The 19,772-nt window shown below is 68.7% G+C and carries 21 protein-coding genes and 1 pseudogene; 15 read left to right on the top strand and 7 right to left on the bottom strand.

Going from position 1 to position 19,772, the window contains the following annotated elements:
• Positions 1 to 125: 125 nt before the first annotated feature.
• Both SCI24_RS15875 and SCI24_RS15870 read left to right on the top strand, forming a co-directional pair.
• Positions 126 to 566 carry a YtoQ family protein gene (locus tag SCI24_RS15875; RefSeq protein ID WP_318726304.1) on the top strand — a complete coding sequence of 147 codons (441 nt, stop codon included), beginning with the start codon at positions 126 to 128 and terminating at the stop codon, positions 564 to 566.
• 47 nt (positions 567 to 613) lie between these two features.
• On the top strand, positions 614 to 967 hold the full coding sequence (locus SCI24_RS15870) for a DUF488 domain-containing protein (protein WP_318726303.1): 354 nt from the start codon (positions 614 to 616) through the stop codon (positions 965 to 967).
• A 513-nt stretch (positions 968 to 1,480) separates the two neighbouring features.
• Here SCI24_RS15870 and SCI24_RS15865 read toward each other — a convergent pair.
• The 6 genes from SCI24_RS15865 to SCI24_RS15840 all read right to left on the bottom strand — a co-directional run bounded on the left by SCI24_RS15865 (position 1,481) and on the right by SCI24_RS15840 (position 5,997).
• Positions 1,481 to 1,771 carry a peptidoglycan-binding domain-containing protein gene (locus SCI24_RS15865; RefSeq protein ID WP_318726302.1) on the bottom strand — a complete coding sequence of 97 codons (291 nt, stop codon included), beginning with the start codon at positions 1,769 to 1,771 and terminating at the stop codon, positions 1,481 to 1,483.
• Between the two features lie 34 nt (positions 1,772 to 1,805).
• Positions 1,806 to 2,459 (bottom strand): response regulator transcription factor, encoded by a 654-nt coding sequence (locus SCI24_RS15860; protein ID WP_318726301.1) that lies wholly within the window; start codon positions 2,457 to 2,459, stop codon positions 1,806 to 1,808.
• 218 nt (positions 2,460 to 2,677) lie between these two features.
• Complete coding sequence (locus SCI24_RS15855) at positions 2,678 to 3,013, bottom strand: hypothetical protein (protein WP_318726300.1); 336 nt, start codon at positions 3,011 to 3,013, stop codon at positions 2,678 to 2,680.
• A 115-nt stretch (positions 3,014 to 3,128) separates the two neighbouring features.
• Positions 3,129 to 4,694 (bottom strand): ATP-binding protein, encoded by a 1,566-nt coding sequence (locus SCI24_RS15850; RefSeq protein WP_318726299.1) that lies wholly within the window; start codon positions 4,692 to 4,694, stop codon positions 3,129 to 3,131.
• 17 nt (positions 4,695 to 4,711) lie between these two features.
• Positions 4,712 to 5,380: a 2OG-Fe(II) oxygenase gene (locus tag SCI24_RS15845; protein WP_318726298.1), complete on the bottom strand. Its 669-nt coding sequence runs from the start codon at positions 5,378 to 5,380 to the stop codon at positions 4,712 to 4,714.
• Positions 5,377 to 5,997, bottom strand: coding sequence for a CoA pyrophosphatase (locus tag SCI24_RS15840; RefSeq protein WP_318726297.1), 621 nt, complete (start codon positions 5,995 to 5,997; stop codon positions 5,377 to 5,379). The genes SCI24_RS15845 and SCI24_RS15840 overlap by 4 nt, the downstream gene beginning before the upstream one ends.
• 103 nt (positions 5,998 to 6,100) lie before the next feature.
• On the opposite strand from SCI24_RS15840, the gene SCI24_RS15835 reads away from it, so the two are divergent.
• On the top strand, positions 6,101 to 6,658 hold the full coding sequence (locus tag SCI24_RS15835) for an NUDIX hydrolase (RefSeq protein WP_318726296.1): 558 nt from the start codon (positions 6,101 to 6,103) through the stop codon (positions 6,656 to 6,658).
• A gap of 6 nt (positions 6,659 to 6,664) precedes the next feature.
• On the opposite strand, the gene SCI24_RS15830 is transcribed toward SCI24_RS15835, so the two are convergent.
• The gene (locus SCI24_RS15830) at positions 6,665 to 7,420 is read right to left on the bottom strand and encodes an SDR family NAD(P)-dependent oxidoreductase (RefSeq protein ID WP_318726295.1); all 756 of its coding nucleotides are present in this window, start codon (positions 7,418 to 7,420) and stop codon (positions 6,665 to 6,667) included.
• Positions 7,421 to 7,570: 150 nt separating this feature from the next.
• Here SCI24_RS15830 and SCI24_RS15825 point away from each other — a divergent pair, with 150 nt between their 5' ends.
• From SCI24_RS15825 to SCI24_RS15770, 12 genes and pseudogenes are all read left to right on the top strand, one after another.
• Complete coding sequence (locus tag SCI24_RS15825; protein ID WP_318726294.1) at positions 7,571 to 8,521, top strand: sugar-binding transcriptional regulator; 951 nt, start codon at positions 7,571 to 7,573, stop codon at positions 8,519 to 8,521.
• A gap of 149 nt (positions 8,522 to 8,670) precedes the next feature.
• Positions 8,671 to 9,990 carry a sugar ABC transporter substrate-binding protein gene (locus tag SCI24_RS15820; protein WP_318726293.1) on the top strand — a complete coding sequence of 440 codons (1,320 nt, stop codon included), beginning with the start codon at positions 8,671 to 8,673 and terminating at the stop codon, positions 9,988 to 9,990.
• A 72-nt stretch (positions 9,991 to 10,062) separates the two neighbouring features.
• On the top strand, positions 10,063 to 10,953 hold the full coding sequence (locus SCI24_RS15815; protein WP_318726292.1) for a sugar ABC transporter permease: 891 nt from the start codon (positions 10,063 to 10,065) through the stop codon (positions 10,951 to 10,953).
• 17 nt (positions 10,954 to 10,970) lie between these two features.
• Positions 10,971 to 11,861 (top strand): carbohydrate ABC transporter permease, encoded by an 891-nt coding sequence (locus tag SCI24_RS15810; protein WP_318726291.1) that lies wholly within the window; start codon positions 10,971 to 10,973, stop codon positions 11,859 to 11,861.
• 108 nt (positions 11,862 to 11,969) lie between these two features.
• Positions 11,970 to 13,115, top strand: coding sequence for a sn-glycerol-3-phosphate ABC transporter ATP-binding protein UgpC (locus tag SCI24_RS15805; RefSeq protein WP_318726290.1), 1,146 nt, complete (start codon positions 11,970 to 11,972; stop codon positions 13,113 to 13,115).
• Between the two features lie 11 nt (positions 13,116 to 13,126).
• Positions 13,127 to 13,813: an HAD-IA family hydrolase gene (locus tag SCI24_RS15800; protein WP_318726289.1), complete on the top strand. Its 687-nt coding sequence runs from the start codon at positions 13,127 to 13,129 to the stop codon at positions 13,811 to 13,813.
• Between the two features lie 37 nt (positions 13,814 to 13,850).
• Positions 13,851 to 14,642, top strand: coding sequence for an L-iditol 2-dehydrogenase (locus SCI24_RS15795; protein WP_318726288.1), 792 nt, complete (start codon positions 13,851 to 13,853; stop codon positions 14,640 to 14,642).
• Positions 14,643 to 14,719: 77 nt separating this feature from the next.
• A complete protein-coding gene (locus SCI24_RS15790) occupies positions 14,720 to 15,355 on the top strand; it encodes a nucleoside/nucleotide kinase family protein (RefSeq protein ID WP_318726287.1) in 636 nt (211 codons plus the stop codon).
• A 50-nt stretch (positions 15,356 to 15,405) separates the two neighbouring features.
• Positions 15,406 to 16,893, top strand: coding sequence for a mannitol dehydrogenase family protein (locus SCI24_RS15785; protein ID WP_318726286.1), 1,488 nt, complete (start codon positions 15,406 to 15,408; stop codon positions 16,891 to 16,893).
• Complete coding sequence (gene xylB, locus SCI24_RS15780) at positions 16,893 to 18,383, top strand: xylulokinase (RefSeq protein ID WP_318726285.1); 1,491 nt, start codon at positions 16,893 to 16,895, stop codon at positions 18,381 to 18,383. Before SCI24_RS15785 ends, xylB begins: the two co-directional genes overlap by 1 nt.
• A gap of 42 nt (positions 18,384 to 18,425) precedes the next feature.
• Positions 18,426 to 19,376: a transaldolase gene (gene tal / locus SCI24_RS15775; RefSeq protein WP_318726284.1), complete on the top strand. Its 951-nt coding sequence runs from the start codon at positions 18,426 to 18,428 to the stop codon at positions 19,374 to 19,376.
• A gap of 105 nt (positions 19,377 to 19,481) precedes the next feature.
• Positions 19,482 to 19,772: pseudogene (locus SCI24_RS15770) on the top strand (mannitol dehydrogenase family protein); the annotation flags it as partial.

Here is a 19,772-nt window from a genome sequence, read left to right as displayed (position 1 = left end):
TTCAGGCGGCTCAGATTCTTGCCCCTTTGAGGGGCTAACAATATAAAGCCCCCGGCTTTGCCGGGGGATACTTACTGGCCTGCTGGGCTACCATGGCAGTTCGATTCCCTGTCCTGGAGCCTTCCATGAGCTTTCACGTCTATCTCTCCGGCGAGATCCACACCGACTGGCGCGACGAGATCCGGCGCGGCGCCGAGGCTGCGGGCCTCGACGTGGTGTTTTCCGCGCCGGTCACCGACCATGACGCCAGCGACGCGGCCGGCGACCATCTTGGCGAGACACCCAGCCCGTTCTGGCGCGACCACCAGTCCTCCAAGGTCAACGCCATCCGCACCCGCACCCTGATCGAGAAGAGCGATCTCGTGGTGGTGCGCTTCGGCGACAAGTACAAGCAGTGGAACGCCGCCTTCGATGCCGGCTACTGCGCCGCCCTGGGCAAGCCCTACGTGACCCTGCACGGCGAGGAGATCGTCCATCCGCTCAAGGAGGTCGACGCCGAGGCCCAGGCTTGGTGCACCACCACCGACCAGGTGGTCGAGATCCTGCGCCACGTGCTCGAGGCCTGAGTCCGGTCGGCTACACTGGGGGCATATCCGCTGCCGGGAGGTCCTCCATGAGCATCGAGCTGAAGCGTGCCTTCGAGGCACCGAGTCGAGACGATGGCTACCGGGTGCTGGTCGACCGGCTCTGGCCCCGCGGGGTGGCGAAGGCCGATGCGCGAATCGACGAATGGCGCAGGGAGGTTGCCCCCAGCGACGAGCTGCGCAAGGCGTTCCATGACGGGGCGCTCGGCTGGGGCGAGTTTCGTCGGCGCTACCTGGCCGAGCTCAAGGCGCATCGCGAGACGCTGAGAGACCTGGCCGAGCGGGCTACCAGCGGGACTGTCACCCTGGTCTTCGCTGCCAGGGACGTCCGCCACAACAATGCCGTGGTCCTCAGGCAGTACCTGGCGATGCTGGGCAGGTGAGCCGCATGGCCGGTGATCCGGGGCTGACGTGGCCATGTTCTGGCCGCCCGTGTGCTGCAGCGCTTCCTGGAGTGGCTCGAGACCGATCAGTTCGCTCGAGTTCGACACTTCCAGCCCAATTTTGGCCCGAAATGGGCTGGAAGTGTCGAATTCGAGTGGCCAGGCCCCAGGCATGGGTCGACCAGCGGGTGCCGCCGCGTTTGCGCCGCTTGTTGTAGCAGCCGCCATAGCGGTGAAGCCCCAGCTCCTTGAGGCGTTGCGGCCCGAAGTGGTCGTGCACCCGGTCGAGGATGCGGGCCAGGCTGTCGGCGACCCGCTCCTGGCAGCCGATGCCGCTGGTAGGTGTTGAGGTCCCAGGCCAGCGCCAGTTTCCAGGGGCAGGGCTCCACCACCATCGGCGGCTTGCGGGTCGGCGAGCCCAGCGCCTTTTCGAGCTCGGCCTCCCGGTACCAGCCGTTGGGGTTGGCGTCCAGCGGTGCCTGGTCGCGCCAGGGGGCGGGTTTGCTGCCGGTCTCATGGAGCGTAGCCAGGACATCCACCGCATAGTCGGCATGGGGGGCCCCACAGGCCGTCGATGGGACCGACCTCGATGCGCTTCTCGTGGCAGGCGAGCTGCAGGCAGGCGATGGCGCGACGTCGGTCGCTCCAGCGCTCGGCGCCGTCCGGCAGTCGGTCGGCATGGGGCTGGAGGCTGCCATTCACGGCGGCGCGGGTCTTTGGCCCGCGAATGCCGTCTATCTTGCCGTGATAGTAGTCATTGTCCGCGAGGAACCGCTGTAGGGTCCGGATGGCGGTCCTGTTCATGGCGTGATCCCCCTGCACAGGTGCCCGGGAGCGGTCAACGATCAGCCAGAGGGGAGGTCCCGTCGGGCAGCGTCTCCACCAGCCCCAGCGCCACGCAGAGCCGCACCAGTTCGGCGAGGTTGGCAGCCCCCAGGGCCTTCATGGCACGCAGCCGATAGACCTCCACCGTCTTGGCGCTGATCCCCAGCTGTTCGGCGATCTGTCGGCTGGTCATCCCCTCGGCCACGTGGACCAGGATGCGCTGCTCCTTGGGACGCAGGGCGGCGTAGCGTGCCTGCAGCTCGGCCTGGCGGCGCCTGGCCTCCCGGCGTCGCTGGTGCTCGGCGAGGGCCTGCTGGACGGTGTCGATCAGCTGCTGGGGGTTGAAGGGCTTCTCGATGAAGTCGAAGGCGCCGGCCTTCAGCGCCGAGACCGCCATGGGCACATCGCCATGGCCGGTCATGAAGATCACCGGCGGTGCGTGCTCGAGCTCGTTGAGGCGCTGCTGCACCTGCAGGCCCGAGAGGCCCGGCATGCGCACGTCCAGCAGCAGGGCATCGAAGCCCTCGGGGTCGGCGGACAGGAAGGCCTCGCCATCGGCATAGGCGCAGGTGGCGAGGCCCACGGAACCGAGCAGCCAGGCCAGGGAGTCGCGCAGGGCCTGGTCGTCGTCGACGATGGCAATGCAGGCGGAGGGGGGCTCGGTCACGGGTGCCTCGATGTGCGGCCGAAAAGGAGGCCAGGGTGGATCCTGCCCGCAGTGTAGCGGTAAAGGGGGCACCCCCGGAACCGTCCTCGACTCCCGCCGCGATGCCCAGGCCTGCCCGCATTCGGACTGGTAAGTCGATAAAAGGGCCCGCGAACACTCGCGGGCCCTGCGTCGCTATCGGGCGGCGGCACCCGGGCACTCATCGACACGGGCGGCGATCACGCCGAGTCCGCCTCCCGGAAGTGTTCCCAGGCATGGTGGTAGAGCACGCCGGCATAGCCGTTGCGCTGCAGGATCTTGAGGATCTTCGCCGGGTCACCGCCGTCCAGGGCCTTGTGCAGTTTCGCCCGCTGCTCGTCATCGAGCTCCTCGTACCAGTGGAAGGGCTCTCCCTGAGCATTGCCGTCCTCGGCCCTGCGCATCAGGTCGATCTCGATGCGCCCGCCATGCCGGTACAGGATGTCGTAGCCCTCCTGCAGGTGGGTCGTCGGCACATCGCTCGGCTTCTCGAGGCCTTCCAGCACGTTGTAGTAGTAGTAGCTCAGCGGTTGCATATGGCACCTCCAGCGGTATGCCGTGGCTCGTTCGTCCTTGAGTGCTTTCCTTTCATCCATCATGACCGAGACCGGGCTCCGAGCTCAATGGTCGAGGAGCGAGATCATGACCGCCTCAGGGCGTGGTGCAAGCGGGCGCGGCCAGCCCGGGTTCTGCCAGCAGGGTGGCGGCAAAGCTGGCCCCATGGTTGCCGTCCTCGGGTAGCAGTCGCAGGTCTCCCCCCATGGCCTCCATCAGCGAGTGACTGATGGCCAGCCCCATCCCCAGTCCTTCGGGACGGCTGGTGTGGAAGGGGGCGAAGATATGCTCTCGCACCGACGCCGGGACGCCGGGGCCGCGGTCACTGACCGTGAGGACGACCTCCCGCGGGCCCGTTCGCCGGGCGCGGATCGTTACCCGGTTGGCGTCGGGATGGCCACGGCTCGCCTCCAGGGCATTGAGCAGCAGGTTGACCAGCACCTGCTCCAGGGCCACCGGGTCGGCCAGGACCCGGGGCAGCCCATCCTGGAGGTCGTGCTCCATTGCCACCTCGGCCTGCTGGTACTGCCATTCGCAGAGCCGGCAGGCGGCGTCGATGACCTCGTGCAGCGCCAATGGCCGGGGGCGCGTCTGCCCCTTGCGCACGAAGGTGCGGATGTGGCGCAGCCGCTCGGCCAGGCGCTGGACCTGCTCGTTGATGCGCGTGAGGGGCAGGCGTAGCTCGTCGGCGGAACGTGGCGGGTCGGCGGCGAGCTGCATCAGGGCCCCGCTGGCGTAGTTGGCGATGGCCCCCAGTGGCTGGTTCAGCTCGTGGGCAATGTTGGAGGCGAGCTCCCCGGTGGTGGCCAGGCGGTTGGCGTGGGCGATCTGTTCCTGATGGCGGCGCTCCTGGGCCTCGGCGGCCTTGCGCAGGCCGATGTCGCGGTTGAGCAGCGAGAGGTGGTCGGGTTCGGCACCGGGCGCCGAGTGGGCCATCACCACGCTGAGCACCGGCACGGGCCCGTGGGAGCCGCGCATCTCGAGCTCGCCGCTCCAGGAGCCGTAGCGCGCCACGGCAGGCAGCACGACCTCGCGCAGCACCGCCAGGGCGTCCGGGGTATAGGCCTGGCCGAGGGGCGCCTCGCTGTCCTCCCGGAAGCGTCGTGACGGACGCGAGAGCAGCCGGCGAGCGGCCTCGTTGGAATAGAAGATGCGCTCGTGGCCGTCGACGAACAGCACATAGTCGGTGGTCGACTCCACCACCCGGGCCAGGCGCTCTCGGTGGGCCTCGACGCGGATGCGCCGACTCACGTCCCGGGAGACACAGAGGATGTCGATCAACTCGCCGGTGGCCGGGTTGCGGCGGGTGCGGCTGGTGGTCTCGAACCAGACGTAGTGACCATCCCTGGCCCGGAAGCGATAGGTCTGCTGGTAGAAGCCGTCGTGGTAGTAGACCCGCGGTGACTTGTTGAGCAGGTCGCTGAGGTCCGCGGGGTGGAAGAGGTCGTAGGCGCAGACGCCGATCAGTGCCTCGGGCTCGTAGCCGAGCAGGTCCCGTGCCGCCTGGGAGGCGTAGAGGAAGGTGCCGTCCCGGGCGTGGCGGGAGATCAGGTCGGTGGTGCTGTCGGCGAGCCAGCGGTAATGGGCCTTCTCGGCCTCGAGGGCCGCATTCTGCGCTTCCAGCGCGGCGACGCGCTCCTGCAGTCGTTGTGTCTCGTCCATCGCCGCCTTGTCCGCCATCAGCGCGCTGGGTCCACCAGGCCGCCCAGCGAGGCGTTGCGCCGGAACCAGCCGGCGATGCTGGCCCGCGGCAGGCGGGTGGGCAGCACCTCGTGGGGCACGCTCTCGGAGAGGAAGCAGGCGAAGGTGCCGGCCTCGGGGCGTACCCGGGCCACCTCACGCTCCAGGTCCTCGGCGGCGAAGATCACCATCTCGCCGCCGGCGTCGGCCGGCCAGTCGGGGTTGAGGTAGCCCACCGTGGAGACCACCCGGTTGGCACGGCCACGGAAGCTGTCGAGATGTCGCCGGTAGAAGGCGCCGGGCGGATAGTGGGCGAAGTGGGCCTCGTACTCGAAGAGCCCCAGGAACAGTGCCCGGTTGAGCTCCTGCTGCAGCTCGCCCATGGCCTCCAGGTAGCGGCGTCGGGCCCGGCTCTCGCGGTCCAGCCAGCGGATGGCATCGCCACGGATGTCCCGGCGCAGGGCGTGGGTCTGGCCGCGGCCGATCCCGGCCTCCTCGAGGGCCTCGTGGTCGGCCATCGCGGTCACTTCCTGGTAGAGCTCGGCGCACAGCTCCGCGGGGATGAATGCCTCGCCGACGTACCAGCCCTGCACCACGAGGGCGTCGACCAGCTCGGCCAGTCGTTCGCGGGGGAGGGCGGTACCCGAGGGGAGCGTGGTCGTCGTCATGGGCTGGAGACCCGGCGCTCGGGGCGGAAGAGCAGCTCGCCCGGCGGGCGTTCGAACAGGTTGATCGGCATGGCGAAGCCCTCGGCGAGCAGTTCCACCAGCATCATCGCGGAGAGCCCCCAGATCACGTGGCCATCGGTGCGGTAGCTGGGCACGTAGTAGTCGCGGCCATCCACCCGGATCACGTCGGTGTGGGTGCGCTGGTCCTTCAGGAAGTGCGACAGCGGCACCTCGAAGATGGCGTCGAGCTCGCTCGGGTCGGGGACGAGCGGCAGGTCGGGCGGGATCAGCCCCACCCAGGGGGTGACGCGCAGGCCATGCAGCGAGACCACGTCCGAGAGCCGACCGAGCAGTTCCACGCGCTCCGGCGGCAGGGCGATCTCCTCCCGGGACTCACGCAGCGCGGTGGCCAGCAGGTCGCTGTCCTGCGGCTCGCGCTTTCCGCCGGGGAAGGCCACCTGGCCGCTGTGGGTATTGAGATGGTCGGCGCGGCGGGTGAACAGCAGGGTCGGCTCGGGGCGGTCGACGATGGGCAGCAGCACCGCGGCCTCGGGCAGGCGCAAGCCGACCCGGCGTGGCCGGTGTGCTTGCAGGCGTTCGCGAAGGTTCTCTAACATGGGCTTTCCATCGGGTTTGATTCCTTCTACTCGGCCGCCATGAGCGGCGTCAAGCCCTGACCGGGTGGCCGTCATGCCGCCCGCCAGCCTGCCAGGGAGCGCCATGAACTTCTGCAGTCACTGTGGCCATACCGTGCGCTTCGCGATTCCCGACGGGGACGACCGGCCGCGCTACTTCTGCGACGAGTGCGGCACCATCCACTACCAGAACCCGCGCATCGTCGCCGGCACCCTGCCGGTGAGCGGCAGCCGGGTGCTGCTGTGCCGCCGCGCCATTCCCCCGCGCAAGGGCTACTGGACCCTGCCGGCGGGCTTCATGGAGAACGCCGAGACCACCGTCGAGGCGGCCGCCCGCGAGACCCGCGAGGAGGCCTGTGCCGAGGTCGAGATCCACGGGCTCTATACCCTGATCAACCTGCCGCACATCGACCAGGTCTACATGATCTTTCGTGCCGATCTCGCCGGCGGCTTCGCGGCGGGGCCCGAGAGCCTCGAGGTGGCGCTGTTCGAGGAGCACGAGATCCCCTGGGACGAGCTCGCCTTTCCCACCATCGAGCGCACCCTGCGCCACTTCTACGACGATCGGCGGGATGCCACCTTCCCGCTGCATGTCAGCGACATCACCGCCGAGGATCGCGAGCGCTACTTCGGCAGTGCCTAACCCCCCTCAATCCCGGTCGATGGTGAAGGGTGACCAGGTCTGGCGCGTCGGCATCACCTCCAGCCGGTTGATGTTGATATGGTCCGGCAGCGTCGCCACGTGGAAGATCTGCTCGGCGATGTCCTCGGCCTGCAGCGGCGTGGTGCCGCGGTAGAGGGCATCCGAGGCGGCCTGGTCGCCCTTGGTGCGCACCAGGGTGAACTCGGTCTCGGCCATCCCCGGCGAGATGTCGGTGACCCTGACCCCGGTGCCCTTCAGGTCGCAGCGCAGGTTGTAACCGAACTGCTCGACGAAGGCCTTGGTGGCGCCGTAGACGTGGCCGCCGGGGTAGGGCCAGCTGCCGGCCACCGAGCCGATGTTGATGATGCTCGCCCCGGCGCCGGTGGCGATCAGCCGCGGCAGCATGGCATGGGTGACGTTGACCAGCCCGGTGACGTTGGTGTCGATCATGGTGTGCCAGTCGGCGAGGTCCACCTCCTGGGCTGGCTTGGGTGCCAGTGCCAGGCCCGCATTGTTGACCAGGCAGGTGACCTCGCGAAACGCTTCGGGCAGCTCATCGACCGCGTGGGCCACCGCCTCGGCATCCCGCACGTCCAGGGTGAGGGTCAGCACCGCCACGCTGTCGCTGAGCTCCTGCTCGAGTGCCTCCAGGCGCTCGCTGCGGCGGCCGGTGAGAATCAGTGACCAGCCATCGGCGGCGAAGCGGCGGGCGGCGGCGCGGCCGAAGCCGGAGGTGGCACCGGTGATCATGGCGATGGGCATGGGGACTCCTCCTCGAAGAATGGTGTCTCGAACCCCGCATCATAGGCCGGGCGGCCAGGCGTCTCCAGTGGTCCGGCACCCGGCATTGTGCCGGGAGGCGGCCCCGGTATCATGGTATCCGGACCCGGGCGGAACCAGGAGACCAAGGCCATGGACAAGTTCGAACGCAAGCTGGACCAGGCCGCACGCGCCGCCTGGATGTCCTATGTGGGGGGCATCACCCAGGACGAGATCGCCCAGCAGCTGGGGGTCTCCCGCCCCGGGGTCCAGCGCCTGCTTGCCCTGGCGCGCCAGGAGGGGCTGATCAAGGTGCGCATCGATCACCCCATCTCGGCCTGCATGGCCCTGGCCGCGGCGATCCGTGACCGCTATGGCCTCGACTACTGCGACGTGGTGCCGGCCGAGCCGGACGCGCCCGACGGCGCCGCCTACTACCTGGCGGCGGCCGGCGCGGAGCGTATCTCCCGCCTGGTGGAGCGCAGCGAACCCCTGACCCTGTCGCTGGGCACCGGGCGTTCGGTGCGCGCCACCGTGGAGGCCATGAGCCGCCATGACCGCCCCCAGCACCGCTTCGTCTCGCTGGTCGGCAACGTGGCACGTGACGGCTCCGCCAACCGCTATGACGGCGTGGTGGTGCTGGCCGACAAGACCGGCGGCGAGCGCTTCCTGCTGCCGACCCCGGTGGTGGCCGACTCGGTGGAGGAGAAGCAGGCCATGCTCGGCCAGCGGCTCTTCCAGGCCATCACGGAGGTGGCCAGGCAGGCGGAGGCGGCCTTCATCGGCGTGGGGCGCATCGACCGTCAGGCGACCCTCTTCCAGGACCACTTCATCGGCCAGGCCGACCTCGAGGAGCTGCTGCGGCTCGAGGCCGTCGGCGAGCTGCTGGGCTGGCCACTGGACCGCGAGGGTCGGGTCATCGACTGCTCCATCACCCGTCGGGTGACCAGCCTGCCGCTGGAGATGCTGCGCGACCAGCCCCTGGTGGCCCTGGCCGGCGGACGCGAGAAGGCCCCGGCGATGCTCGCCGCGCTGCGCGGCGGCTGGCTGAAGGGCCTGGTCACCGACGAGACGGCCGCGCGCTGCATCATCGAACCGTCGTGACGCAGTGCATCATCCGTAACGACTGATTCTTTGGGCCAAAGTCTAAGGGCGAATCTTTGCTTTTTGTGGCGCCGTGATCGATCATTTGTTCGAAGCTTGATCAATATGATCAATATAACAATGCCAAGACGTCCCCAGAGGATCCCGCCATGAGAATCATCCGCCATCTCCCCCTGACAACCCTGACCGCGGCCATCGCCGTCGCCAGCCAGGCCCAGGCGCAGACCGAGATCACCGTCGCCACGGTCAACAACAACGACATGGTGATCATGCAGAGCCTGACCGACGCCTTCGAGGAGGCGCATCCCGACATCGAACTGGACTGGGTGGTGCTCGAGGAGAACGTGCTGCGCCAGCGCATGACCACCGATATCGCCACCCAGGGTGGCCAGTTCGACGTCATGACCATCGGCACCTATGAGGTGCCCATCTGGGCCGAGCGCGGCTGGCTGACGCCCCTCGACGACTTGCCCGAGGACTATCAGGTCGATGACCTGCTGCAGACGGTCCGCGATGGTCTCTCACACGAGGGCACTCTGCATGCGCTGCCGTTCTATGGCGAAAGTTCGATGATGTATTACCGCACGGACTTGTTCGACGAGGCGGGCATCGAGGTACCCGAGCAGCCGAGCTGGGAGCAGGTGCGCGAGTGGGCAGGCCAACTCCACGACCCCGACAACGAGGTCGCCGGGATCTGCCTGCGCGGCAAGCCGGGCTGGGGCGAGAACATGGCCTTCGTCTCGACCCTGGTGAATACCTTCGGCGGGCGCTGGTTCGACATGGAGTGGAACCCCGAGCTCGACTCCCCCGAGTGGCAGGAAGCGATCGGGTTCTATGTCGACCTGCTGAACGACTATGGGCCGCCCGGGGCCAGCTCCAACGGCTTCAACGAGAACCAGGCGCTCTTCTCCAGCGGCAAGTGTGCCATCTGGGTCGATGCGACCTCGGCAGCGGGGCGCATCTACAACCCGTCGGAATCCCAGGTGGCCGACAGGCTGGGCTTCTCGCAGGCGCCAGTGGCCAAGACGCCCAAGGGCTCCCACTGGCTGTGGTCCTGGGCGCTGGCCATCCCGGCCTCCTCGGAGAAGCAGGAAGCGGCCAGGGAGTTCATCACCTGGGCCACCTCCCGGGAGTACATCGAGCTGGTCGGCGAGACCGAGGGCTGGACCAGCGTGCCGCCGGGCACTCGTGAGTCCACCTATGCCAACGAGAACTACCAGCAAGCGGCGCCCTTCGCCGACTTCGCGCTCGAGGCGATGCAGAGTGCCGATCCCACCGACTCGACGCTGGAACCCAGCCCCTACATCGGGGTGCAGTTCGTCGGCATTCCCGAGTTCCAGTCCATCGGCACCCAGGTGGGCCAGATGGTGGCCGCGGCCCTGACTGGTGACATGACGGTGGAGCAGGCGCTGCAGAGCGCCCAGCGCGCCACGGAGCGCACCATGCGGCGTGCTGGCTACCTCGACTGATCGATGCCGGCCGCTCCCGGCCGGGACGTCCCGGCCGGGTCCATTCCCCTACCTGGTCTCGCGGGTACTCCCATGAACAAGACACGCGCTTCCGGCCGCACCGTCGGGGGGCTGAGGACCCTGTCGCTGCAGGCGCCGGCCGTCACCCTGCTACTGATGTGGATGCTGGTCCCCCTGGGGATGACCCTGTGGTTCTCCTTCCAGCGCTATAACCTCCTGATGCCCGGCATGACCGGCTTTGCCGGACTGGAAAACTACGAATACCTGTTCACCGATCCCGCCCTCTGGTCGGCCATGGGCACGACCCTGCTGCTGGTCGGCTGGGTGCTGGCGATCACCGTAGTGGGCGGCACCCTGCTGGCGGTGCTCTTCCAGCAGGAGTTCGCCGGGCGGGGCATCGCCCGGGTGCTGGCCATCTCGCCGTTCTTCGTCATGCCCACGGTCAGCGCGCTGGTGTGGAAGAACATGATGATGCACCCCTCCAACGGGGTCCTCTCCTGGGTCGCCGAGTCCTTCGGCCTGCCGGCCGTCGACTGGTTCTCCTCGCTGCCGCTGACCTCGATCATCATCATCGTGGCCTGGCAGTGGCTGCCCTTCGCCCTGCTGATCCTGCTCACCGCCATGCAGTCGCTGGATGAGGACCAGGTGGAAGCGGCGCGCATGGACGGGGCCGGTCCGATCGCCATCTTCTTCTTCATCACCCTGCCGCATCTCAAGCGGGCGATCAGCGTGGTGATCATGATCGAGATGATCTTCCTGCTGACCATCTTCGCCGAGATCTTCGTCACCACCTCGGGAGGGCCGGGGCTCGCCACCACCAACCTTGCCTACCTGATCTACATTCGTGCCCTGCTCGACTTCGACGTCGGCATGGCCTCCGCGGGCGGGTTGGTCGCCATCGTCCTCGCCAACATCGTCGCCATCTTCCTGGTCCGCATGGTGGCCAGGAACCTGGAAGACTAGGGCAAGGGGAGCACCTCATGACTACCGCAAGAACCAAGCAACCCGAGGCGCAGAGCGCCGCGATCCCGCTGGCGACCCGGCCCTCCCTGCTGGCCTCGGCCGGCGTCAAGAAGCTCGGCCTGGCCGTGCTCGGTTGGACCGTCGCCTGCGTGATCTTCTTCCCGATCTTCTGGATGGTGCTGACCGGCTTCAAGACCGAGGCGGCGGCCATCGCCGACCCCAGCCTGATCTTCTCGCCGACCCTGGAGAGCTACCAGGCGGTCCATGACCGTACGGGCTATGCCCGCTTCGCGATCAACAGCGTGGTGGTGGCCTTCGGCTCGACCCTGCTGGCGCTGCTGATCGCCATTCCTTCCGCCTACTCGATGGCCTTCCTGCCCACCCGGCGCACCAAGGGCACCCTGCTGTGGATGCTCTCCACCAAGATGCTGCCGCCGGTCGGGGTGCTGGTGCCGATCTACCTGATCTTCCGCGATGTGGGCCTGCTCGATACCCGCACCGGCCTGATCATCGTCTACACCCTGATGAACCTGCCGATCGTGGTGTGGATGCTCTACACCTTCTTCAAGGACATGCCCAAGGACATCCTCGAGGCGGGGCGCATGGATGGGGCGAGCACCCTGCAGGAAGTGCTCTTCCTGCTGATGCCGCTGACCCTGCCGGGCATCGCCTCCACCGGCCTGCTGTCGGTGATCCTGAGCTGGAACGAGGCCTTCTGGAGCCTCAACCTCACCTCATCCAATGCGGCGCCACTGACCGCCTATATCGCCTCCTTCTCCAGTCCCGAGGGGCTGTTCTGGGCCAAGCTCTCCGCGGCCTCGACCATGGCCATTGCCCCGATCCTCGTCCTTGGTTGGATGACCCAGAAGCAGATGGTACGCGGCCTGACCTTCGGCGCGGTGAAATAGGTTTTCGACGATGCCGATCGGCAGGTCCTCGGCTGGTGCTCTCGATACCTTCAGAAGCAGATGGTTCGCGGCCTGACCTTTCGCGCCGTCAAGTAAAGGGATACTCAGATGTCTACATTACAACTCAAGCAGATCACCAAGAGCTTCGGCGAGACCGATGTCATCCGCGGTGTGGATCTCGAGGTCAACGACCGGGAATTCGTGGTGTTCGTCGGTCCCTCCGGCTGCGGCAAGTCGACCCTGATGCGCATGATCGCCGGTCTGGAGAGTGCCACCTCGGGCGACATCGTCATCGATGGCCAGCGCATGAACGACGTGGGGCCCGCCGATCGCGGTCTGGCCATGGTGTTCCAGAGCTACGCGCTCTACCCGCACATGACCGTCGAGGGCAACATGGGCTTCAGCATGCGGCTGGCCAGGGTGCCCAAGGAGCAGCGTCGCCAGAAGGTCCTCGAGGCGGCCAGGATCCTGCAGCTCGAGCCCCTGCTGGACCGCAAGCCCAAGGCGCTCTCCGGTGGCCAGCGCCAGCGCGTGGCCATCGGCCGGGCCATCGTCCGCAATCCCAGCATCTTCCTCTTCGACGAGCCGCTCTCCAACCTCGATGCGGCCCTGCGCGTGCAGATGCGCATCGAACTGGCGCGGCTCCACGAGGCGCTCGATGCCACCATGATCTACGTCACCCACGACCAGATCGAGGCCATGACCATGGCCGACAAGATCGTGGTGCTGCATGACGGCGAGGTGGAGCAGGTGGGCTCGCCCATGGAGCTCTATCACCATCCCCGCAATCGCTTCGTGGCCGGGTTCATCGGGTCGCCGAAGATGAATTTCCTGGAAGTCGGGCTCGACCGGGCGCATGCCGAGGGCGTCAGTATCCGGCTGCCCGGCGGCGGAACCTGCAGCGTGCCGGCGGATGGCAGCGAGCTGGCGGTCGATTCCAGCCTGGAGCTCGGCATCCGCCCCGAGCACCTGCTGCTCGATGACCAGGGGCCGCTGGAAGGGGAGATCCAGGTCCTCGAGCGGCTGGGCGGCCAGACCTCGCTGTACGTCCAGATGGGCGAGACCATGGTCACCATCATGGCCGATGGCGACGTGGCACATCGCGTCCACGAGACGGTGCGTTTCGGCTTCGAGCCGGGACGGGCGCATCTCTTCGACGCCAGCGGCCTGGCCCTGCCCAGCCTGCACCAGCATCCCCTTGCGGGCCTCACCCGCCGGGACAACCGCGTCGCCTCCGACGCCGACAGCCTGTGACGGATGCGCTCATGGAGACCCTGATCTTCGACTGTGACGGCGTGCTGGTGGACAGCGAGGCGATTGCCGAGGCGACGCTGGTGGAACTGCTGGGCGAGTGGCTGCCGGACCTGGACGCCGACACCGTGCTCCGCCAGGCGCTGGGCATGACGACCGCCAACATCCTGCGCCACCTGGAAGGCCTGAGCGGGCATCGCCTGCCGCCGGCGGCCACCGAGCGGGTGGACGGCACCATCGAGGCACGGCTGGTTCGGGAGCTCCAGGCCATGCCGGGGGTGGCCGAGGCGATCACCACCATCGACCTGCCCAAGGCGGTGGTCTCCAACAGCCGCCGGCAACGGGTGATGGCTTCTCTGGCGACCACCGGGCTGGACCGGCTGCTGGGCGAGTCGCCGGTGTTCACGGCAGACCAGGTGGCCCGTCCCAAGCCCGCCCCCGACCTCTACCGTCTGGCGGCCAGCGAGCTGGCCCGCTCCCCCGGGGACTGCCTGGTGGTGGAGGACAGCGTCTCGGGTGTCACCGCGGCCCATGCCGCCGGCATGACGGTGATCGGTTTCACCGGGGCCAGCCATGTCGAACAGGGGCAGGAGCGCCGACTGATGGCCGCCGGTGCCTGGCGGATTCTCGAGCACATGCACGGGCTGGCGTCGCTGGTCGACGACTGGCGGCGGAGCCGCCTGCGCGCCACGGCCCGATGAAATGACGGATCTCACGGACAGACAACAGGAAGACACGATGAAACTCGACAACAAGACCAGCGTGATCACTGGCGGCGCCCGAGGCATCGGCCTGGCCATCGCCCAGCGCTACCTGGCCGAAGGCGCCAATGTCGTGGTCGCCGATATCGATCAGGGCGCCATCGACGAGGCCCTGGCCTCCCTCACCGACCAGGCCGCTGGCGACGTCTCGAGGGTGATGGGCGTCCGCCTGGACGTCTGTGACCGGGCCTCGGTCGACGCCATGATCGAGCAGGTCAAGGAGCGCTTCGGCGGCATCGACATCCTGGTCAACAACGCCGCCATCTTCGACATGGCCCCGGTGCTGGAGGTGACCGAGTCGAGCTACGACAAGCAGTTCGCCGTCAACGTCAAGGGCCTGTTCTTCACCCTCCAGGCCGTGGCCAGGGCGATGGTGGGGCGTGGCCAGGGGGGCAGGATCATCAACATGGCCTCCCAGGCGGGACGCCGCGGCGAGGCGCTGGTGAGCACCTACTGCGCGACCAAGGCGGCGGTGATCAGCCTGACACAGTCCTGCGCCCTGGACCTGGTCCGGCACGGCATCAACGTCAACGGCATCGCCCCCGGGGTAGTGGATACCCCGATGTGGGAGGAGGTGGATGCGCTCTTCGCCCGCTACGAGAAGCGCCCCCTTGGCGAGAAGAAGCGCCTGGTGGGCGAGGCGGTACCCGCCGGGCGCATGGGCCGGCCCGACGACTACGGCGGCGCCGCGCTCTTCCTGGCCAGCGACGACAGCGACTACGTGGTCGCCCAGACCCTCAACGTCGACGGCGGCAACTGGATGAGCTGAACCATGTGCGAACTCGCGACAAGTGGCGCGCTCAGCGCCGAGCCCTGCGACCGATGCGACAGACGAGGATCGATGCCATGACGTCCACTCCCTGCGCCGACTCCCTCGCCGAGGTCACCCGGCGGATCCTCGCCGCCGCCGAGGGGCGCCAACGCCTGCTGGTGGCCCTGGCCGGGCCGCCCGGCGCCGGCAAGTCCTACCGCTCGGAGCAGCTCCTGCAGGCCATCGACGATGCCCTGCCTGGGCAGGTGGTGGTGGTCCCCATGGACTGCTACCACTTCGACAACGCGGTGCTCGGCGAGGCGCAGCTGCCGGTGAAGGGCGCGCCCCATACCTTCGACGCCGAGGGCCTGAGGGTCGACCTGGAACGCATTCGCCGCGCGGATGCCGAGGTGGCGGTGCCGGTGTTCGACCGGCCCCTGGATCTGGCCCGTGCCGGGGGCCGGCTGGTCACCCGCGAGCACCGCATCGTCATCGTCGAGGGCAACTACCTGCTGCTCGACCATGGGCCCTGGCGCGCCCTGCATGGCCTCTTCGACCTGAGCGTGATGCTCGAGGTGGACGACGCGACCCTGGAGCAGCGCCTGATCGAGCGCTGGCTGGCCATGGGCCGCGACGCCGAGGCGGCGCGTCGCAAGGCCCTGGACAAGGACATGCCCAACGCCCGACTGATCAAGACCACATCCATCCTGCCCGACCTGGTGTGGCGCTGACGCCGTGCCGTGGTCGGTCGCGCCGAGCAAGACTCGGCAGGAGACCCCACATGATCCGACTCAACAACGACAATCTCGCCAGGCTCCCCGCCGAGGTCCCCGCGCCAAGCCTGGACCGCAAGGCCATCACCGCCGGCATCGTCCACTTCGGCGTCGGCGGCTTCCATCGTGCTCACCAGGCCATGTACCTCGATGCGCTGATGAATCGCGGCGAGGCCCTGGATTGGGGCATCGTCGGCGTCGGCGTGATGCCGGGCGATCGCCGCATGCGCGACGCCCTGGCCGCCCAGGACCACCTCTATACCCTGGTGATCAAGCATCCCGACGGGCGCCGCGAGCCGCGGGTCATCGCCAGCATGGTCGACTACCTCTTCGCCCCCGACGACCCGTCGGCGGTAGTGGAGCGCCTGGCCGACCCGGCGATCCGCATCGTCTCGCTGACCGTCACCGAGGGGGGCTACAACTTCCACCCGGTGAGTGGGGCGTTCGACCTGGAGGCCCCCGACATCCGCCACGACCTGGCACACCCCGAGGCGCCGCGCACCACCTTCGGGCTGATCGTCGAAGGCCTGGCGCGGCGCCGCGAGCGTGGCATCGCCCCCTTCACCGTGATGTCCTGCGACAACATCCAGGGCAACGGCGACGTGGCCAGGGAGACCTTCACCGCCTACGCCCGTGCCCGGGACCCGGCACTGGCCGCCTGGATCGAGGCTGAAGTGGCCTTCCCCAATGCCATGGTGGACCGCATCACCCCGGTTACCAGCGAGGCCGACATCGCCGAGCTGGGCGAACGCTTCGGCGTCGAGGACGCCTGGCCGGTGGTCTGCGAGCCCTTCACCCAGTGGGTGCTGGAGGACCACTTCGTCGCCGGTCGCCCGCCGCTCGAGCGGGTCGGCGTGCAGCTGGTGGACGACGTGGTGCCCTACGAGATGATGAAGCTGCGCCTGCTCAACGCCAGCCACCAGGCACTGGCCTACCTGGGCTATCTTGCCGGCTACCGCTACGCCCATGAGGTGTGCCAGGACCCGCTGTTCGTGGACTTCCTGCTCGGCTACATGCGCCACGAGGCCTCGCCAACCCTGGCCCCGGTACCGGGCATCGACCTCGAGGATTACCGCCAGACCCTGATCGAGCGCTTCGCCAACCCCGAGGTCAGGGACACCCTGGCCAGGCTCTGTGCCGAGAGCTCGGATCGCATCCCCAAGTGGCTGGTCCCGGTGATCCGCGAGCAGATCGCGCGTGGCGGCGAGATGCATCGCAGTGCCGCGGTGGTGGCCAGCTGGGCGCGCTACGCCGAGGGCGTCGACGAGCAGGGCGAGCCCATCGAGGTGGTGGACCGGCTCAGGGAGGAGCTGATGGCGCTGGCGAAACGCAACCACGAGCGGCCCACGGCCTTTATCGAGAACCGCGAGCTGTTCGGCGACCTGGCCGAGCAGGCGCGCTTCCGCGAGGCCTACGTCGCGGCCCTTACCTCGCTGCACGACAGGGGCGCACGTGCCACCCTGGAACACCTGGCAGCGACAGGAGGAGCGTCCTGATGTACGTCGGCGTGGACTGCGGCACCCAGAGCACCAAGGTGGTGGTACTCGACCCCGAGGTCGGACGGATCCTCGGCGAGGCGAGTCGTCCCCACCGCCTGGACGAGCAGGAGGGCGGTCGCCGCGAGCAGGACCCCGGCACCTGGATCACGGCGCTGCGCGGCGCCCTCAAGGAGGCCGTGGCAAAGTCCGGCGTCGATGCCGAGGCGATTCGTGCCATCGGCGTCTCCGGCCAGCAGCACGGCCTGGTGGCGCTGGATGCCGCGGGCGAGCCGGTGCACCCGGCCAAGCTGTGGTGCGACACCGAGACGGCGCCCTGGAACGCCGCCCTGGTCGAGCGACTGGGCGGCGAGGCGGGCTGCCTCGAGCGGCTGGGGCTGGTGCTCCAGACCGGCTACACCGCCTCCAAGCTCGCCTGGCTGCGTGACACCCGGCCCGAGGCCTACGGGCGCATCGCCACCCTGATGCTGCCCCACGACTACCTCAACTTCTGGCTCACCGGCGAGCGGGTGGCCGAGGCCGGCGACGCCTCCGGCACCGGCTACTTCGATACCCGCACCCGAAGCTGGCGGCACGACGTGCTGGCCGAGATCGCCCCGGAGCTCGATCCCGAACGGGTGCTGCCGCGGCTGATCGCCTCCCGGGAGCCGGCCGGCACGGTACGCCCCGCGTTGGCCCACGAGCTGGGGCTGGCCGACGACGTCCTGGTGTCGAGCGGCGGCGGCGACAACATGCTCGGCGCCATCGGCACCGGCAACATCCGCCCGGGGCTGGTGACCCTGAGCCTCGGCACCTCGGGCACCATCTGCGCCCATTCCCCCGATCCGGTGGTGGCCGACAGCGCCATGGTGGCCAACTTCTGCGCCAGCCACGGCGGCTGGCTGCCGCTGGTCTGCACCATGAACATCACCTCGGCCACCACGCGGATCCGCGAGCTGCTCGGCCTGGATCTCGCCGCCTTCGGCGAACGGGTGGCAGCCGCCCCCATCGGCGCCGAGGGCGTGACGATGCTGCCCTTCTTCAACGGCGAGCGGGTGCCCATGCTGCCCGAGGCCAGCGCCAGCCTGGACGGCCTGACCAGCGTCAACACCACCCCGGCCAACCTCTGCCGGGCAGTGGTGGAGGGCGCCACCCTGGGCTTGCGCTACGGCCTGGAGCAGTTCGGCCGGCTCACCGAGGGCGTGGACGAGATCCGCCTGATCGGTGGCGGGGCGCGCAGCCCGGTGTGGCGCCAGATGCTGGCCGACATCACCGCCAGCCGGGTGGTGTGTCCCGAGGTCACCGATGCCGCGGCCCTGGGGGCCGCCCTGCAGGCGGCCTGGTGTCATCGCGCTGGCGCCGGAGACGGCGAGCTGGCCGAGCTCTGCACGCGCCTGGTGCATCTCGACGAGAGCTCGCGGGCCGATCCCGACCCGGCCAGTGTCGCCGCCTACGACGAGATCCATGCCCGCTATCGCCGGTGCCTGGCCGAGCGTCATTCCGTTACCTGATCGCATTGCATGATGCATTGCACCACAAGAGAGGAGCCCCTCATGACGACCCGACTCGACAGCCTCAAGAGCCACTCCCTGGTGGTCGCCGACACCGGTGACCTGGAGGCGATCAAGCGCTACCGGCCCCACGACGCCACCACCAATCCCTCGCTGCTGCTCAAGGCCTTCGACCTGCCGGGCTACCAGGCGCTGATCGACGAGGAGCTCGCCGCCATCAAGGCGGAGGTCGCCGATCCCGAGGCGCGCCTGGAGCAGGCGGTGGATCGCCTCGCCGTGGCCAAGGGGGCCGAGATCGCCCGGCACATCCCCGGACGGATCTCCACCGAGGTGGCCGCGCGCCTCTCCTTCGACGAGGAGGCCAGCGTGCGCAAGGCCCATGAGCTGGTCGAGCGTTACGACCGGCGCGGCGTGGGCCGCGATCGCGTGCTGATCAAGCTGGCCTCCACCTGGGAGGGCATCCGCGCCGCCGAGCGCCTCGAGCGCGAGGGCATCCAGTGCAACCTGACCCTGCTGTTCAGCGAGGCCCAGGCCCAGGCCTGCTTCGACGCCGGGGTCTTCCTGGTCTCCCCCTTCGTGGGCCGGGTCACCGACTGGTACAAGAAGGAGACCGGCAAGGAGTATGCGCCCGACGAGGACCCGGGCGTACTGTTCGTGCGCGGCGTCTGCGAGCGGGCCGGCCGTGGCGGCTATGACACCGTGGTGATGGGGGCGAGCTTCCGCACCGTCGGCCAGGTGCTGGCGCTGGCCGGCTGCCCGCGGCTGACCATCTCGCCGGCGCTGCTCGAGGAGCTGGCGGCGGAGGAGGGCGAGGTGACCCCGGCGGTGACGATTCCCGCCGCCGGCGAGCGTCCGGCGCCCCTCGACGAGCCCGCCTTCCGCTGGGGCCACAACCAGGATGCCATGGCCAATGACAAGCTGGCCGAGGGCATCCGCCGCTTCGACGAGGACCAGCGCACCCTGGAGGCGCGCCTCGCCGAGCGGTTCGGGTAATCGCGGAAGGGCAAGCGCCGAGCAGGGGTGCGCCGTCGGCCCGATGTGCGGATAATGACAGCGATCGACGTCGCCCGGCCCGCTGCAGGGTCAGGAGGAGATCCCATGGCGCTGCCACTCTCGCAGCAGACCCTTGCCGCCCTCGGCCAGGACGTCGGGGTGCCGGCCTATGACCGTCGCCGGCTGCGCCCCGGGGTCCTGCATATCGGCCTGGGCAACTTCCACCGCTCGCACATGGCGACCTATCTGGACCGCCTCTTCACCCGGGGCGAGGCCCACGACTGGGCGGTCATCGGCGCCGGCGTGATGCCGGCGGATACCCGGATGCGTCGGCGCCTGCAGCAGCAGGACTGGCTCTCCACGGTGGTCGATCTCCACCCCGAGGGGAGCTCGGCG

The organism is Halomonas sp., assembly GCF_033549285.1.
In the GTDB taxonomy this organism is placed as follows: domain Bacteria; phylum Pseudomonadota; class Gammaproteobacteria; order Pseudomonadales; family Halomonadaceae; genus Halomonas.
Note: the sequence above shows the minus strand (reverse complement) of the source record. Positions and strands in the feature narration are given on the sequence as shown.